The sequence below is a fragment of the Streptomyces sp. NPDC049915 genome (assembly GCF_040656475.1).
Classification (GTDB): Bacteria; Actinomycetota; Actinomycetes; order Streptomycetales; family Streptomycetaceae; genus Streptomyces.
Window position 1 is genome coordinate 12929 of the sequence record NZ_JBFAMH010000033.1, and the last position, 14179, is coordinate 27107.

Here is a 14179-nt window from a genome sequence, read left to right on the forward strand (position 1 = left end):
GCACACAGCGTTTCTGGCTAGTGCAGCGCGCAACTCAGCCGGCCCAGCGGCAGAGGTCATCGGATGAGGGATCGCAGGACCGGGATGCTTGCCCCCGTGGCTGTGAGGCCTGCGATCACTGCTGCGGCCAGCGGCACATGCGTGAACAGCGTCAAAACGCCGATGCAGCCTCCGATGGCAGCGGCCGTCAGCAGCACAACGGCCGTGTGGAGGGTGAGGAACGGCGCCTCAGAGGGTTGAGTGCGGTGGTCCTGGTTGTTGTCAGTCGTCATGCCTCGACGGTGCGCTCAGGTTGAGCTGAATCCCGAGCAGAGTGAACAGTCTCGGTGCTACCCGTAAGTCGGTAAAGGCGGCCGAAACGTCGACGTTTTCGGTAGCGTTCAGGGTTGTTCGGTGGACTTCGGCGGCGTTCAGTGCTGTTCCGTCACATGACCCGCGCACATGAGTCGTCGGTGGCGTGGTGAGTGGAAGAGGGTTTTCTTGCAAACGGGTGCTTCTGGGTCCACCTATGAGGAGACGCTGCAGGCGCAGGGCCTGGCTCTGAGGAGACTGAGGGCGCAGCGCGGCAATCCCTCCTACAACCGGATCGCCAAGAGGGCAGTCGAGATCTTCGGCGCGGAGGCCGCCTTGCCTCCGGCGACTCAGAGCGCCGCGTTCAATGGGCGGTTTGTGGGGATTGACCGCTTGATGTGGCTTGTCCGCACGCTTCTGTCCTGGAACGAGTTCGGCGAGGAGTGTCTTCCGCCCGATCTCCGTGCTCCTGCCCTGCAGCCGTGGCGAGACCGCTGGAGCTATCTGGCGGAAGTGCGCAAGGGGCGAAAGGAGGAGCAGGCCAGTCCCGGCACACGACGGGACAGCGCTCTAGAAGCGTTGCGGGACCGTGCTGGGTTCGACATCGACCACCCAGATCTCCTCAGCGAAAGAGCCGATGAGATTTCCAAGATCATGGCGCAGCTCTACCTCGTCGACAACAGCATCCACGCGCTGCTGGACCGTGTGGACTTTCCGCGAACTCACCGGCAGACGTTGGAGCGCGCTCTCGCGGCTCACGCCTGGAACCGGGTTCTGCGCTTGATTCACTTGGGGGCCGTGACGTGGGGTCCGGCTGTACTGGTTTTCGCGGCTCTCGAGGACTATCCCGGCAACAGGGAGCTGCAGCTCCTTGCTCGGGAGGCCCGCTCGCAGGCCGATCGCTGGAGCGGGCCTGGATGAGTTCAGGGGCGGGTGGCGCCGTAGTAGTCGCCGTCGGGCATGGCGCTGGTGAGGGGGGCGACTTCGACGTGGCGGCCGGTGCGGGGTGCGTGCAGGACGTTGCCGTCGCCGGCGTAGATGGCGACGTGGCGGAGCCGCCGTGGGACCAGAACAGCAGGTCGCCTGGCTTGAGGTCCTGGCGGGAGACGGCTCGGTCGCTGGTGGCGCCGTACTGGGCGGCCGCCGTGCGCGGCAGCTTCATTTTGGGCCAGAACGCGTACTGGACGAGGCTGCTGCAGTCGAAGCCGACGGTGGAGGAGGCGGGGCAGGTGCCGTTCTGGTAGCCGTTGAGGCCGTCGCAGAAGCCGGTGCTCGGGTCCAGTGGTCCGCCGCCTCCGTAGGAGTAGGGGGTGCCCATCCGGGTGGCCGCCTTGCGCAGGGCGTCGGGTCCGGTGCCGGTGCCGGAGACTTCCAGCAGGCCGGGACCTTGGAAGCGGGCGGCGCCGGCGGTGAACACGGCGTCGGCGAGGGCGGCGACGACCGCCGCCGACGAGCCGGTCGGGGCGGAGAGTGTCCTCGACAGCGAACGACTCGCGCAAGAACTCCGGGCTCCAGGCGACCTCGATACGGTCGCCGACGGGTGCGAACTCGTGGAGGATCGCCGACGCGGGGTGCGGTGCCGACCGGAACGGTCGACTTCACCGCGACGACGGCCGGGTCCGAAGGGAGCCGTGAGCATGCCCGAGGCGACGGCGGGACGAAGCGTTGCCGTTTCGCTAAGCGCCAGACGATAGCCGACCCGCGGCCTGCTCCCATGGCTGAGGCTCGACCACGTCGCCCCCGTCGATGGCGTCCTCCTCAAACCAGCCCGTCCCCGCGAGCCATGTCTCCAGCCACGCTGCGAGGCTGGCGGAGTCGAGGAACCAACACTCATCCCACGATCCGCCGCTATACGGGTTCGGCTCGAAGAGCAGAACCTGACCGTCCTCACTGAGACAATCAACGCCTGCATACATGCCACAGCCAAAGGTCAGGAACGCACTCTTCGGTCTGCATTGTGTGAGGTACCAGGCGCTACCCGAAGCTGAGGATCAAGCCGCTCTGGATGCTGCGATCGAAGGCCTCGCCCACATCCCCTTCCTCGAGACTGGCCGTCCTCCTGCAGCACCGCGGCGACCACCTGGCCAACTGGAGCCCCGACGCACTGCCCGCGCTCACCCAGGAGGACCGCACCCCGCTGCCGCCCACCGAAGGCATCCACTGGGTGCTCCAGCAGCCGGCGGTCCTCGAACGGAACCGGTGTTTCATGACCATCGAGTCCCGACTGCGCAAGGCCGACTGCGCCCTGGACGCCCGCACCCCGGCGATCTGGATCAGCAACGGCACCAGGCGCGACGGTCACAAGCGGCGCAACGCCCCGAAGGTCGGCTGGTGCTGGAGGGGCAACCACCACACATGGCTGGGCTTCGCCTCCGCCACGGACCGCAAGGACCAGTAGCGCTCCTGCTTATGTGGCTGTTCGCCTCCCGCCCGGATCTGCATCACGGCAAGTCGGTTCAGACGGCGAGCACCATACGCGCGCCAGCGGGACGAGTGACGGCGGTCAGCCCGGTCGAGCAGACATGGATCGAAGAGAAGGAATGCGCGTGGCTCAGTCGCTTCAGTCGCTGGGAGTCCTTACCAGGTCGATTCCTGTCCAATCACCCTGCTACGTGCACATTTTCGATGTCTGACGGTGATGCACCTCATCGTGTGGGCGGGCGGCAGCGACTGAACGGCCAGCGACCGGGGGAGTTTCGGTCGCTGGTTTGGAAAGGACTAAAAGCGCAGGTCAGAGGGGGTGTGATCGGCCATCGAAGGTTCATCAGCGACCGAAGCGACTGAAGTTCGGGTATATGAGACCGTTCCTGTGTGTGCGTGTGTGTCATATATAGAAGCCTTGAGTCGCTTCAGTCGCTGTTCCGTCGCTCCTACCTGGCTTGACCTGCGCATTTGCTCGAGTCATCGGGACAGCGACTGACGGGCTCCGGTCGCTGCCTTGCAGGTTCAGTCGCTGCTCGCCCATCACCTACCGCACTGCCGACACGGAGTTACTCCTTAGTGGCATGTGCTCACCTTTCCCACCGGTTCCGTTCGCTAGGCTGTGTCCATCGTTGAGTCGCTTCAGTCGCTGATAGGGGGTGCATGTGTCTGCTGACCTGGGGCTTTCCCCCAGCGACTCACGCCGGCCCGCCTCGAAGTCTTCAGTCGCTGAGCTCTCTCTCGCCACAGCCCGCTGGTGCGCTCGCCAGGGCTGGCCTGTCCACCCCCTCGCCCCAGGCCAGAAAACACCCGCCGCGAACTGCCGGGACTGCCGAGCTCACCCTCACCCGCCAGCCGGCTGCGCCTGTTTGCCCGCAGGCCGCTGGTGTCACGGCTTCTACGCCGCCACCCTCGACCAGGACCTCATCCAGCAGTGGTGGGGGGCGCACCCTCAGATGGGGATCGGTGTCTCCTGCGGTCCAGCAGGCCTGGTTGTCATCGACATTGATGCGCACCCCGCCGAGCCGCCAGCCCGTGACCGCATCCTGCCCGGCATCCCGATCGGTGACCATGTCGACCTCACTGGCTTGGCCAGTGGGTTCCACACTCTTGCCGTCTTGGCTGCCCTGCGAGGCCAGCGCAACCCCGCAGAAGATAAGGCCACCATGCGGGTACGCACGCCCTCCGGCGGACTGCACGTCTGGTACCGAGTCACCGGCAGCCGCCGCTGGCTGTCCTCCGTCGGCTCCGGCACGGGCCGCGCACTGGCCTGGCAGGTCGACATCCGCGCCCACGGCAGTTACATCATCGCTCCCGGAACCACCACCCACAGCGGTACCTACACCCCCATCGGGGACAGCCGTGAGCCAGCGCCCCTGCCAGAGTGGCTCGCCCAGGAACTCGAGCGCACCGGCCACCTCCCGGCCCAGACCGTTCCGGCGCCCCGTCAGGTCCCGCCCCGAGCACAGCAGGCAGTCCTCTCCGCAGGCGGCGGCCGCGGCCGCACCTCGCAGACCCTCGCCGCGGTCCTCGCTCCTGTCGAGGCCTGTGGCCAGGTCGCCGAAGGCGCTGGTTTCTCCGACGTCCTCAACCGCGCCGCCTACACCATCGGCGGGCTCATCGCGGCCGGCCGCCTCCCACAGGACGAAGCCGAGCAGGCCTTGAGGGACGCCGCGGCTGCAGCCCGCCCGGGCCAGGACCGTCGCATCGACCAGATCATCCGCAGCGGGCTCACCGCCGGCCTCAAAAACCCCCTGCACGCGAGCGGGAGGCGCCCGTGACCTCGCCTTCGCCCAACCCTGACATGCTCTTCGAGTTCGACCCCGAAGCCGTCGCCGCCCAGATCCGTGCCCAAGGATCGTCCCTGCCCCTGCCGCCCCAGGGCCACCCCGAACGAGCCGCGGCGTCAGGAGAGGCCACCGCCCACGGCCTGCTCCCCGACACCCTCACCGACCGCGGCAACGCCAAGCTGTTCGTCAAGCTGTACTCCCGTGACTACCGGCATGTGCCCGGGATCGGCTGGTATCGGTGGGACATCACCCGCTGGCAGATCGACGAGGACGACACCGTCCTGTGGGCGGCCGGCGACCTCGCCGAGAACATCGCCACCCACGACCCCCGAGGCGTGTTCACCACCACCGCACTGCAAAAGCACCGCCGTCGCGCCCTGTCGACCACCGGCATGAACGCCATGCTCGCTCAGGCCAAATCCGCCCCGGGCATGGTCCTCAACGCATCCCGCCTGGACGCCGACCCCTACGCCCTGTGCACTCCCGACGGCATCGTCGACCTGCGGACCGGAGTGACCAGAGCCCCGGACCCGAACAAGGACTTCCACTCCCGCTCTACCACCGTCGGCCCCAAAGCCGCGCCCACCCCACGCTGGCAGCGCTTCCTCACCGACACCTTCGGCGACGACACCGAAGGCCGGGAGATGATCGCCTACCTGCAACTGCTGCTCGGCTACTCCGTCACCGGCGACGTCGGCGCCCAGGTCCTGCCGTTCCTGTTCGGCTCGGGCAAGAACGGCAAGTCCGTCCTGCTGGACGTGCTGATGAAACTCCTGGGCGACTACGCAGACGCCGCCCCGCCCGGCTTCCTCATGGCCAAGCCCTACGAAGGCCACCCCACCGACCTCGCCGAACTCCACGGACGCCGTGTCATCGTCTGCTCCGAGGTCAAGCCCGGCGACAAGTTCGACGAAGCCCGCGTCAAGCACCTCACCGGCGGCGACCGCATCAAAGCCCGCCGCATGCGGCAGGACTTCTTCAGCTTCCAGCCCACCCACAAGCTCTGGCTCCTGGGCAACCACCGTCCCGAGGTCGGCACCGGCGGCTTCGCCTTCTGGCGCCGCATGCGCCTGATCCCCTTCGAGCGCGTCGTCCCCGACCATCGCAAGATCGACAACCTCGCGGACATCCTCGTCACCGAGGAAGGCCCCGGCATCCTCGGCTGGCTCATCGACGGAGCGCGCCGCTACCTCGCCGGCAACCGCGACCTCACCGGACCCGAACGCGTCCGCATCGCCACCACCGCATACGCCGAAACCGAAGACCACACCGGCCGCTTCTACGAAGAATGCTGCATCTTGGCCTCCGAACTGCGCGCCGAGCAGACTGCCCTCTACGCCGCCTACAAGACCTGGTGCCAGAATGAAGGAGCACCGGCGATGTCATCCCGGGCGTTCGCGGCCCGGACCCGGGAACTCGTAGGCCTGGCCTCGCCCAAGGAGATGATCCTGTCCAACCAGCGCAAGCACTACCCGGGCATCGGACTGCTCACCGACGAGGAAAGGGAAGCCGGCTGATGAGCTCCCTGATCACCGAGGACGAGATCAGCCACGAGACCGACATCGTGTGGCTGGAGGACATCGACACCCTGGACTACGTCCGCCAGAGCCTGGACCGCCTGCCCACCCGCAAGGGCAAGCCCGCTTACCACCGCGATGGCCGCATGGTCGGCTACGCCATCCTCGGCACCACCGCAAAGCCCTCCCGCGCCTCCGGAACCTTCCGCCGCCGCGTCTTCTGGCTCCTGCCCCACGACCGCGACAGCCAGCCCCAAGGGCTTTATGCCAAGAGCGCACCCGCAGAAGCCGTCGACCCCCGTACCCTCGAACCGTGTCTCAAAGGCGTCAAGACAGAGCGGTCCGAAGGCGGCCCGCTCTCACCCGCCATACACGAACACCGCACCTCCGCGTGATCAGTACCTTCTGCAGCCGCCTTTGTCAGGATCTCGGGGAACGCGGTAAACAGTCCCGGACCGCGGTTCGGATGGATGCTTTCCAGGACCTGACGGTCACGGCTGCGGGAGTGCTTCGAGGGCAAGTGCGCTGCGACGGGCCCAGAGCGTGTGGTATTCGCAAACCCTCGACATGACCCGGCACCAGAACAGGTCGAGAGCAATTGCAATTTTTGTGGATCAGCGCGGGCAGCCTCAAGTGGCTCGCAGCCACTTATCGAGGACTGTGAAGTCTTCGTTGGTGAGGCCGCGGGACGACGCGATGCGGTGGAGGAGGGCCGGGGTGGGGTGGTGGGTGGACACCCAGTCCTGATCGGCGTCGGTGATCTCGTCGTCTACCCAGACGAACGGGCGTCCGTCCGCCCATGCCGCCAGGGTTCGGGTTTTCCAGTGGAGCCCGTACCACTGGTCCTCACGTTCCGGAGCGTTGGAGGGTTCCGGCCAGTGCACGACCGGCAGGGGCGGCAGGCCGAGCCGCGGTGCGATGTCGGTGTTCTTTTCCTCCTCCCAGGTGGTGGCCCAGACCAGCTCGCACGGCAGTGCCGCGAGGCGAGGCCCGATGCGCGGGTCGAGCCGCGGCAGGTGCGAATCTGTCGCGGTGTCTGACGACTTGCGCTGAGGGCCGTCGCCGAACGGCAGGAGAGGGCCGTCGCCGAACGGCAGGAGAGGCCCGTCCACGTCCAGGAACAGCAGCGGGCGTTCCTCGCGCGCACTCATGCCGCTCCCTTCTGCTCACGCTCGACCAGCACGCCGCGTCCCAAGGCCGCGGCCGAGCTGGCGGCGCTGCGGGTAACCTTGGTCCGCAGCCTTCCCGTGCTGAAGGCCGACTTACACGACGCGCTAGCTGAGCAGGAGTTGGACACCGGCCAGAATACGTGCAGGCTAGCGCGGTTTTGAGGGGCCGCCGTCTCAAGCCGCACGAGACTGCTGCGCCTCGTCAGAAAAAGCGATCCGGATGCGCTGCGCTGCCTGGTCAAGCGAGTCGAGACAGCTGGTCTTGTTCGGCCCAAGGACGACCCAGTGGGCAAGTCTGTCTTCTACGCCCGCGAGAGGCAGTGGCTGAATCTGTGAGCCTGGCTGCTGAGTGAGTACGCAACGCTCCACTAGCGGGTCGTTCGTGGGTTGTCGGACTTGCAGTAGTTCGATGCGTCCGCCGCGATCGGCGTAGGCGAAGTGGATGGCCGCCGCGCGATGCAATGTGGGTGCCAGGGTCGGTGTCTTGCCGGTAGCGATCTCCGCGGCTACCTGGGGCAGGTCAATGCCTGTGGCCTTCTTGACCAGGAGGGGGATGAGGTCATCTGGCAGATGGGCTGCGACCTCGGTGACTCTCGGGCCCCGAGGGGTGAGTCTCATGGTTATGTGGACGACGCCATGAGTGATGCGCAAGGCGCGGACGGCACGCGCGACAATGTGCCTGAGCACGGGGTTGTGAAGCAGTGGGTCGTGAGCATGCACCATGTGGCGCACCGGTGGGCGGGCCGGAGGCGGTCCGAGCAGGGTATGGGTGATCGCGGCGATCCGAATGTCGTCGTTCAGGACAACAGTCTCTGCAGACACACGAGGCTCCTCCGTGTCCTGCTCTATGAAGACGCCCCCATCCCAGCCCTGTTCAGAGCGTGCCAGGGACGCAAGGGAAATCCGCTCGAATGCGGATGGCACCTCGCTGCGGCTGCGCACCTGGACGGGCTGGAAGCTTGTCCCCGTCCTCGGCCTGAAGGTGACTGGGTAGCCGAGTCTGTCACTCTGGTAGGCGGCCATCTCTGGATCGTCGGCCTGCGACCATCGAGACACAGGGACGTGATGTCGTTCGAGGAGTCGTCGTAGAACCACCCGGTCCGTGCTGGCCACGAGCGTCTCACTGGGGGCGGCGGGAAGGCTGAGCAGCCGGGCGACGCCGGAAGCAGCCCCCAGATACTGGCTTTGGAAGGTGAGGACTCCGCTCAGATCATGGCGTGCCACGTGATTTCGGATTGCGCGAGCCACCTGCGACAGGTCAGTCGGGTCGCCTTCTATGTGCCCCGCTAGGTGCGGCCGCATCCATGAAGGTGCTGACGTGTCGAGCAAGAGGAGCGGTTGCGCGGAGGCAATTCGCGTCAGAGTGAACTCGCTGTAGGGGGCCGGCCCGGGGGAGCCGAATACGAGTATGGGACGGGGCATGGCCGTATCTCCGCTGGCGTAGCTGGTCAGAGAGCACCCCGGGGGGAACCGGAATGCGCTGTTCACGGTGTTTGGTTGGTGCTGTCCCGTCGGTTTCCTCCCGTCTCAAGGCGTTGGAGGGCCCCGAGTTGGAGCGGTTTGTTGATGCCGTCAAACGGCCGGCGGTGCCGTCCCCACCGAGGCACCGCCGGCCGTGCCAAGGTCCCGAGGCATTCCCCGAGAGGGGGACTCGGGGCAGCGTCGGATCCTCGGCCGGCTCCGTCCGGCTTTGGGAAGTCCGGGCGGAGGTTGTGCGGGCAGGGCCCGTGTGTGAAGAGCTGTCAGTCGACGCGATGCAGGAGCACCGCGTCGACACGGGCCAACCCGGGCAAGGCTGTTTTGGTAATCGGGTAGAACGTCTGTGCTGCCCTGGGATACTGCTACGGCTGATCACCGCGTGTCAACGATGGTTTTCGGAAAGTTAACGATCGTTGGGTGTGTGGGCATCGGCACGTAAAGTGGCATGTGCACAACTGCCGTTGGCCCCCGACCTTCCTGGAGCACAAGGGTGGAAGCAGCCCCACCGCTGTCTCAGACGCTGCAGCGTCTCCGCACACTCATCCAAGAGCAGGGACTCGACCAGTCCGTGCTGATTGACCCGGAGAAGCTCGCCGAGCAGACGGCACTGCCAGAAGCAACGGTCCTTGCCCTACTGCACGGAGGGGCGACGCCGCCCGCCGATAGCGTCAACGACCGTGTCCGAAGCCGCATCAGGACACTTGCGCAGGCCTACATCAAGGGCAGCGGTGGTCGGATGTCCGAACTCGCCTCTCGCATCTCCGAGAGCCTCGGGGTCTCCGAAGTCTGGGCGCGCCTGGTGTGTGATGGCAAGAAGATGCCCAGCGTCGAACTCCTCCATGGCCTGGTGCAGTTCTTCAACGTCGAAGGAGGCGAGGCCTTCTTCACGGAGCCGGCCGACCAGGCCCTCAACCGTGCTCTGCTTCCCATAGTGGACAAGCTGCAGTGCGCCGAGGGCGGCGATCCGCTGCTGGCGCTGATGGACCGTTACGGAGTACGGGCGACGGACTTGCGCATGCATGGCTCCTTTACCCGCGAGCAGCTGGAGCGCCTCCTCGAAGGGATCCTCCGCTCCGTCGTGCCTCCCAGGGAAGGCCGCGACCAGTGACGTCCAAGGCCATGAAGTCCCTGCTGGCCACGCTGGGCCGCGAGGCCGCCCGGACCATTCGGCGCCCTGCCGAACCGCAGGAGGTGATGGAGGGGTTCTGCCGTGCCATGACCGCCCGTACCAAGCGGCCGATCCAGCTGATTTTCCGACCCTTCCCGCCCGATATCCCAGTCTCCGGCATGCGGCTCGACTGCGGCGACCATTCCATCATCGTGGTCGAGGAACACATGGTCCCGGAGGCACAGCTGGTCATCCTCGGGCACGAGCTGTGGCACGAGGAGCAGCACGACTGTGGCCATCATGTGGCCGGAATGCCGGCTGCGGCCCGAGCCTTGACCGCTGACCAAGCGCCCGAAGCCGTCCATCGGGCGGTGCAAGAGATCCTTGCTTCCCAGGAAGTCCCCCGTGGCGCCCTCGTAACCGTTGCCGCCCGGGCTGCCGCCGCGGACGATCACGAAGTGGATGCGGAAACCTTCGGCCTCCTCTTCGGCCGAGAGGCCCGCACCTGGATGAAAGGCCGCTACGCGGAAGGCCCCCTCACCCAGTCCACCGTCGAGGGACGCATCAACGTGTCCCTCATCAACCGCGGCCGCCGCATACTGTCATGACTTTATCCTTTTCCTTCCACGTCTCCTACGCGGTCCCCACCGTCCTGCTCGCAGTCGCGCTGCTGTTAAAGCTACCCACCTTCCTGCGCGCCTGGCGTGACCCGGAAGTGCTGGCCACCACCCTCCTGCTGTTCTGGGCCACTTCAGCCCTGGTGGTGATCATCCCCGTCAACATCGAGCGCCTCAACAGACTCACCGGTGTCCCCAACATCGCCGCGCCGTGGGCGTATTCGTTCCTCACAGCATCCTGCGCCACCGGCCTGACCATGATCATGAGGTGGAGGGAAGAGCCCTCCCCACGAAGGCGCCGCAGGATCCGGCGCATCTACTGGATCTACGCCGGCATCATCGCCGCGCTGTGGGTGACATTCATCCTGGCAGACGCGCCTCACGAGCGTATCTACGACCTGGACACCTACTACGCCAACACACCCTGGATGCGTGAGCACATCCTGCTCTACCTTGGCGCGCACGTGGCCTCCTGCCTCACCGCCGTCTACATGCTGTGGAAGTGGTTCCACGAGGTGGAGAACCCATGGCTGAAGACGGGAGTCGTCCTTCTCCAGATCGGCTTCGCCAGCGGCCTGGTGTTCGACGCGGCGAAACTGACCGCGATCACGGCCCGCTGGGGCGGCGCCGACTGGGACTGGCTCAGCACCAAGGCCGCACCCCCCTTCGCGCTGACGGAGGCGGCCCTGATGGCCGCCGGCTTCATCATTCCGCAGGCCGGCCCCGCAATGAAGCGCCTGGCTCGCGACCAGAGCGAATACCTGCGGCTGCGACCACTTCACCGCGCCTTGCGTGTATTCGAACCGGCCGCCGCGTCCACCCGCTTCGGCCTCTGGATCCCTCTCGACCTTCGCCTCCTGCAGCGCCAGCAACGCATCCACGACGCACTGCGACTGCTCGCTCCCTACCTCGACACCGAGTTGTACTGCAAGGCATATACACAGGCAGCGCACAGCCAGACCGAGGCCAAGGCCCGAGCGATCGCCGGCGCGGTCGCCGTCCGCGACGCCATCACCGGCTACAACACCGGCAGAGCACGCCACAACCACCAGCTGCCGCAGATCAGCAACCACATCACCGAACATCTCAGCGCCATCTCAACTGCGTTCTACCGCCCTGGCGCCCTCGACCGTATCCGCCAGCGGGTAACCACGACAGAAAGCTCGAACACCCATGCCTGACAGCAGCACCACCCGCCGGCCCACAGCAGTCGTGATAGGCGCCAGCGCAGCCGGACTGTTCACCGCAGCCATGCTCACAGAATTCGCCGACGTCACCATCATCGAGCGTGACCGTCTCCCCGACGGCCCAGGGCCCCGCCGCGGCGTCCCCCAAACGCGCCACGCCCACCTGGTGTGGAGCGGAGGCGTCAACGCCTTCAACGAACTCCTGCCAGGTTTCACCGATGCGGCCGTCGCCCAGGGCGCCCGCCTCGTCCGCATCATGGGCGACATGATCTCGCGAGCACCCAACGAGGTCTGGTTCCGCCGTTTCCTGTCAACCCACCATCGCAACCTCGTGTGCTCCCGTGACCTGCTCGACTTCGTTCTACGGGAACGCGTGCTCAACCACGAACGCGTCACCCTCCGCCAGACAACCACCGCACTGGGCCTGGAAGGCGACGCCACACATGTCACCGGCGTGCACGCACGCGAAGCAGATCAGGACTTCGTCCTTCCAGCAGACCTTGTGGTAGACGCCTCCGGACGCGGCTCCCACGCAGCCCAGTGGCTTGCCGGCCTTGGCTTGCCCAAGGTCACCGAACGAGAAGTGAACGCCGGCGTCACCTACGCCACCCGCCTGTTCAAAGCCCCGACCGGGGCTGGCGACAACTTCCCACTCGTCAACGTGCAGGCTAATCCCGCCAAGGCCCCCGGCCAAGGCGGGATCATCCTCCCCATCGAGAACAACCAATGGCTTGTCACCCTGGCCGGTACCCGCGGGGGCGAACCCACCACCGATCCGGCCGCCTTCGTGCCCTTCGCGCTCGGCTTCGGCGATCCCATCATCGGCCGGCTGCTGCATAAGGCCGAGCCCATCAGCGACGTCATCACCACCCGAAGCACCGCCAACCGTCGCCGCTACTTCGAGAAGATGAAGCGCTGGCCCGATGGCTTCCTAGTGATGGGCGACGCTATCGCCGCATACAACCCCGTCTACGGTCACGGCCTCACCGTCGCCGCCCAAGGCGCCATTGCCGTCCGCGACGTTCTGCGCTCCAAGGACGTCACCGCACGCGGCACAGCGCTTCACCTGCAACGCGCCGCAGGTCGGCCCGTCGCCGCAGCTTGGGACCTTGCCGTCGGCCAAGACGCCTTCTACCCCGGCGCTTCGCAAACCCCGCCCACCCCCCTGGAGCGGTTCCTGGCCCGTTTCGTCGACAAGGCAGTGGAAACTGGCGCGCGCAACCCGCGCGCCATGGGCGCACTGCTGGACGTGATGAGCATGGAAAAGCCGGCCACCCGCCTCTTCTCCCGGGACATGCTCATCCCCATGCTGTTTGGGCCACAAAAGTCCCACCTGCAGGGACCCCCACTTCGAGAAGACGAACGCGCCGTCATCCAGCCTTAACTAGCTAGCAGTGCCGCAGACCACGGGCCGCACTCGGCGACGACCTCTCACAGCAGCGGACTGGGCACCACTACCGCCTGGGCGGCCGCTTCACCGTCCGAGTCCACACCGGCGAAGGCCGCGACGCCCGCCACGATGTGTTCCAGGACCGCCGCAACTACGACTGGAACAACGACCGCGACACCGCCACCCTGCGCAGCGACTACGGCAGCTTCGTCGACGACTACTCCTGGGGCCACCGCCGCGACGGCGGACACCACCACTGACCCACGCGCGGCATGAACTGACGTACAGTCAGGCGTCAGTACAGTGGGGCCACCCCTCGTCGGCGGGGGTGGCCCCCACCCGTGTGGCGCCTCTTATCACGGGCGCAGGGCCGCCGTGGGGGCATTCGCCCAGTGCTGCCCTCAGGCTCTACCGCCTGCTCCGGCACCGGAGGAGAGCGAATATGAGGGTGAGGGTGAGTATGAATGCGCGGCTCGATGCTGGCAGGAGCCGCGCAGCAAACTTATCGGCCCTCCTCCGTACCGTCCAGGGGCGCGTCACGAAAGCATGGTAGGGCTCGCCACGGCGCCCTGATCCCAAGGGCCAGGCCACCAAGACTGCTGCTAGGCCGCTCACCACCTCTAGATCGATTACGGGACAGCCTGAAAGCGTGTTGCAGAATGCCGTGATTTTGCAGGTCAGAGCCCGACTACAGGTCTGTTGATCAAGCAGCCAGGGCGAGGTTGTGCATGTGTGCGACGGCTTGCACCGCGTGGGGGAGGCCGTCGCCGCGTTGTCGGCAATCACGAAGGACCTTGTAGTGCTTCAACCGGCCGATCGCATGCTCGCCCGCGCACGGACCCCGCGATGCTCCGCGTTGTCGGCTTCCTCGCCCGCCAGCAGGGGCCGACCGGGTCGTTTGCGGTGCGGGACGAGCAGGCCGGTGTTGATGTAGGCGCCGTCGCCAAGCACCGTGACACCCTGGCACTGCTCCGGCAGCCCGGAGTTGGGCCAGACATGGGCGTCGGCCTTGTTGCCCGGAGCCGGACGGGCTGCGGTCACCATTAGGCGTGTGTCGGCGTCGATGATGACCTGCACTTTCGCCGAGAACCGGTAGTTGCGGCTCGAGGCGCCGACCGTGCGGTCACGGACCTGGACCAGCGTGCCGCCCACGATCCCCAGCCCGGTCCGCAGCATCGACGGGACGAGAGACCGGCCCGAGCGACGAATC

13 protein-coding genes and 3 pseudogenes are annotated in these 14179 nt (G+C 66.5%); 10 read left to right on the plus strand and 6 right to left on the minus strand.

Features of this window, described 5'->3' with window-relative positions:
- Positions 1-56 precede the first annotated feature (56 nt).
- The gene (locus tag AB0J12_RS34780) at positions 57-272 is read right to left on the minus strand and encodes a hypothetical protein (RefSeq protein WP_363268649.1); all 216 of its coding nucleotides are present in this window, start codon (positions 270-272) and stop codon (positions 57-59) included.
- A 208-nt stretch (positions 273-480) separates the two neighbouring features.
- Between AB0J12_RS34780 and AB0J12_RS34785 the strand changes: the two genes are divergently transcribed.
- The gene (locus tag AB0J12_RS34785; protein WP_363268651.1) at positions 481-1212 is read left to right on the plus strand and encodes an effector-associated domain EAD1-containing protein; all 732 of its coding nucleotides are present in this window, start codon (positions 481-483) and stop codon (positions 1210-1212) included.
- A gap of 193 nt (positions 1213-1405) precedes the next feature.
- Here AB0J12_RS34785 and AB0J12_RS34790 read toward each other — a convergent pair.
- Together AB0J12_RS34790 and AB0J12_RS34795 are read right to left on the minus strand one after the other, a co-directional pair.
- A pseudogene (locus AB0J12_RS34790) lies at positions 1406-1609 on the minus strand (NlpC/P60 family protein); the annotation flags it as partial.
- Positions 1610-1727: 118 nt separating this feature from the next.
- Positions 1728-1914 (minus strand): annotated as a pseudogene (locus tag AB0J12_RS34795) (UDP-glucose 6-dehydrogenase); the annotation flags it as partial.
- Between the two features lie 382 nt (positions 1915-2296).
- Here AB0J12_RS34795 and AB0J12_RS34800 point away from each other — a divergent pair.
- The 4 genes from AB0J12_RS34800 (at position 2297) to AB0J12_RS34815 (ending at position 6414) form a co-directional block, all read left to right on the plus strand.
- The gene (locus tag AB0J12_RS34800; RefSeq protein WP_363268653.1) at positions 2297-2689 is read left to right on the plus strand and encodes a DUF5701 family protein; all 393 of its coding nucleotides are present in this window, start codon (positions 2297-2299) and stop codon (positions 2687-2689) included.
- A gap of 688 nt (positions 2690-3377) precedes the next feature.
- Positions 3378-4493, plus strand: a complete 1116-nt coding sequence (locus AB0J12_RS34805; RefSeq protein ID WP_363268654.1) for a bifunctional DNA primase/polymerase — start codon at positions 3378-3380, stop codon at positions 4491-4493.
- 23 nt (positions 4494-4516) lie between these two features.
- Positions 4517-6019, plus strand: coding sequence for a phage/plasmid primase, P4 family (locus AB0J12_RS34810; RefSeq protein WP_363268698.1), 1503 nt, complete (start codon positions 4517-4519; stop codon positions 6017-6019).
- Positions 6019-6414, plus strand: a complete 396-nt coding sequence (locus AB0J12_RS34815) for a DUF6009 family protein (RefSeq protein WP_363268655.1) — start codon at positions 6019-6021, stop codon at positions 6412-6414. The genes AB0J12_RS34810 and AB0J12_RS34815 overlap by 1 nt, the downstream gene beginning before the upstream one ends.
- A 234-nt stretch (positions 6415-6648) precedes the next feature.
- On the opposite strand, the gene AB0J12_RS34820 is transcribed toward AB0J12_RS34815, so the two are convergent.
- On the minus strand, positions 6649-7170 hold the full coding sequence (locus AB0J12_RS34820) for an HAD domain-containing protein (RefSeq protein ID WP_363268656.1): 522 nt from the start codon (positions 7168-7170) through the stop codon (positions 6649-6651).
- A 192-nt stretch (positions 7171-7362) separates the two neighbouring features.
- Entirely contained in the window at positions 7363-8010 is a 648-nt protein-coding gene (locus AB0J12_RS34825; protein WP_363268657.1) for a hypothetical protein, read from the minus strand.
- 1225 nt (positions 8011-9235) lie between these two features.
- Here AB0J12_RS34825 and AB0J12_RS34830 point away from each other — a divergent pair.
- The 5 genes from AB0J12_RS34830 to AB0J12_RS34850 all read left to right on the plus strand — a co-directional run bounded on the left by AB0J12_RS34830 (position 9236) and on the right by AB0J12_RS34850 (position 13229).
- Positions 9236-9775: a hypothetical protein gene (locus AB0J12_RS34830; protein ID WP_363268658.1), complete on the plus strand. Its 540-nt coding sequence runs from the start codon at positions 9236-9238 to the stop codon at positions 9773-9775.
- The gene (locus AB0J12_RS34835) at positions 9772-10383 is read left to right on the plus strand and encodes a toxin (RefSeq protein ID WP_363268659.1); all 612 of its coding nucleotides are present in this window, start codon (positions 9772-9774) and stop codon (positions 10381-10383) included. The genes AB0J12_RS34830 and AB0J12_RS34835 overlap by 4 nt, the downstream gene beginning before the upstream one ends.
- Complete coding sequence (locus tag AB0J12_RS34840; protein ID WP_363268660.1) at positions 10380-11573, plus strand: MAB_1171c family putative transporter; 1194 nt, start codon at positions 10380-10382, stop codon at positions 11571-11573. The genes AB0J12_RS34835 and AB0J12_RS34840 overlap by 4 nt, the downstream gene beginning before the upstream one ends.
- Entirely contained in the window at positions 11566-12963 is a 1398-nt protein-coding gene (locus AB0J12_RS34845) for an FAD-dependent monooxygenase (RefSeq protein ID WP_363268661.1), read from the plus strand. The genes AB0J12_RS34840 and AB0J12_RS34845 overlap by 8 nt, the downstream gene beginning before the upstream one ends.
- Before the next feature lie 137 nt (positions 12964-13100).
- Positions 13101-13229 (plus strand): hypothetical protein, encoded by a 129-nt coding sequence (locus AB0J12_RS34850; RefSeq protein WP_363268662.1) that lies wholly within the window; start codon positions 13101-13103, stop codon positions 13227-13229.
- 443 nt (positions 13230-13672) lie between these two features.
- On the opposite strand, the pseudogene AB0J12_RS34855 reads toward AB0J12_RS34850, so the two are convergent.
- A pseudogene (locus tag AB0J12_RS34855) lies at positions 13673-14173 on the minus strand (transposase family protein); the annotation flags it as partial.
- Positions 14174-14179: the final 6 nt, after the last annotated feature.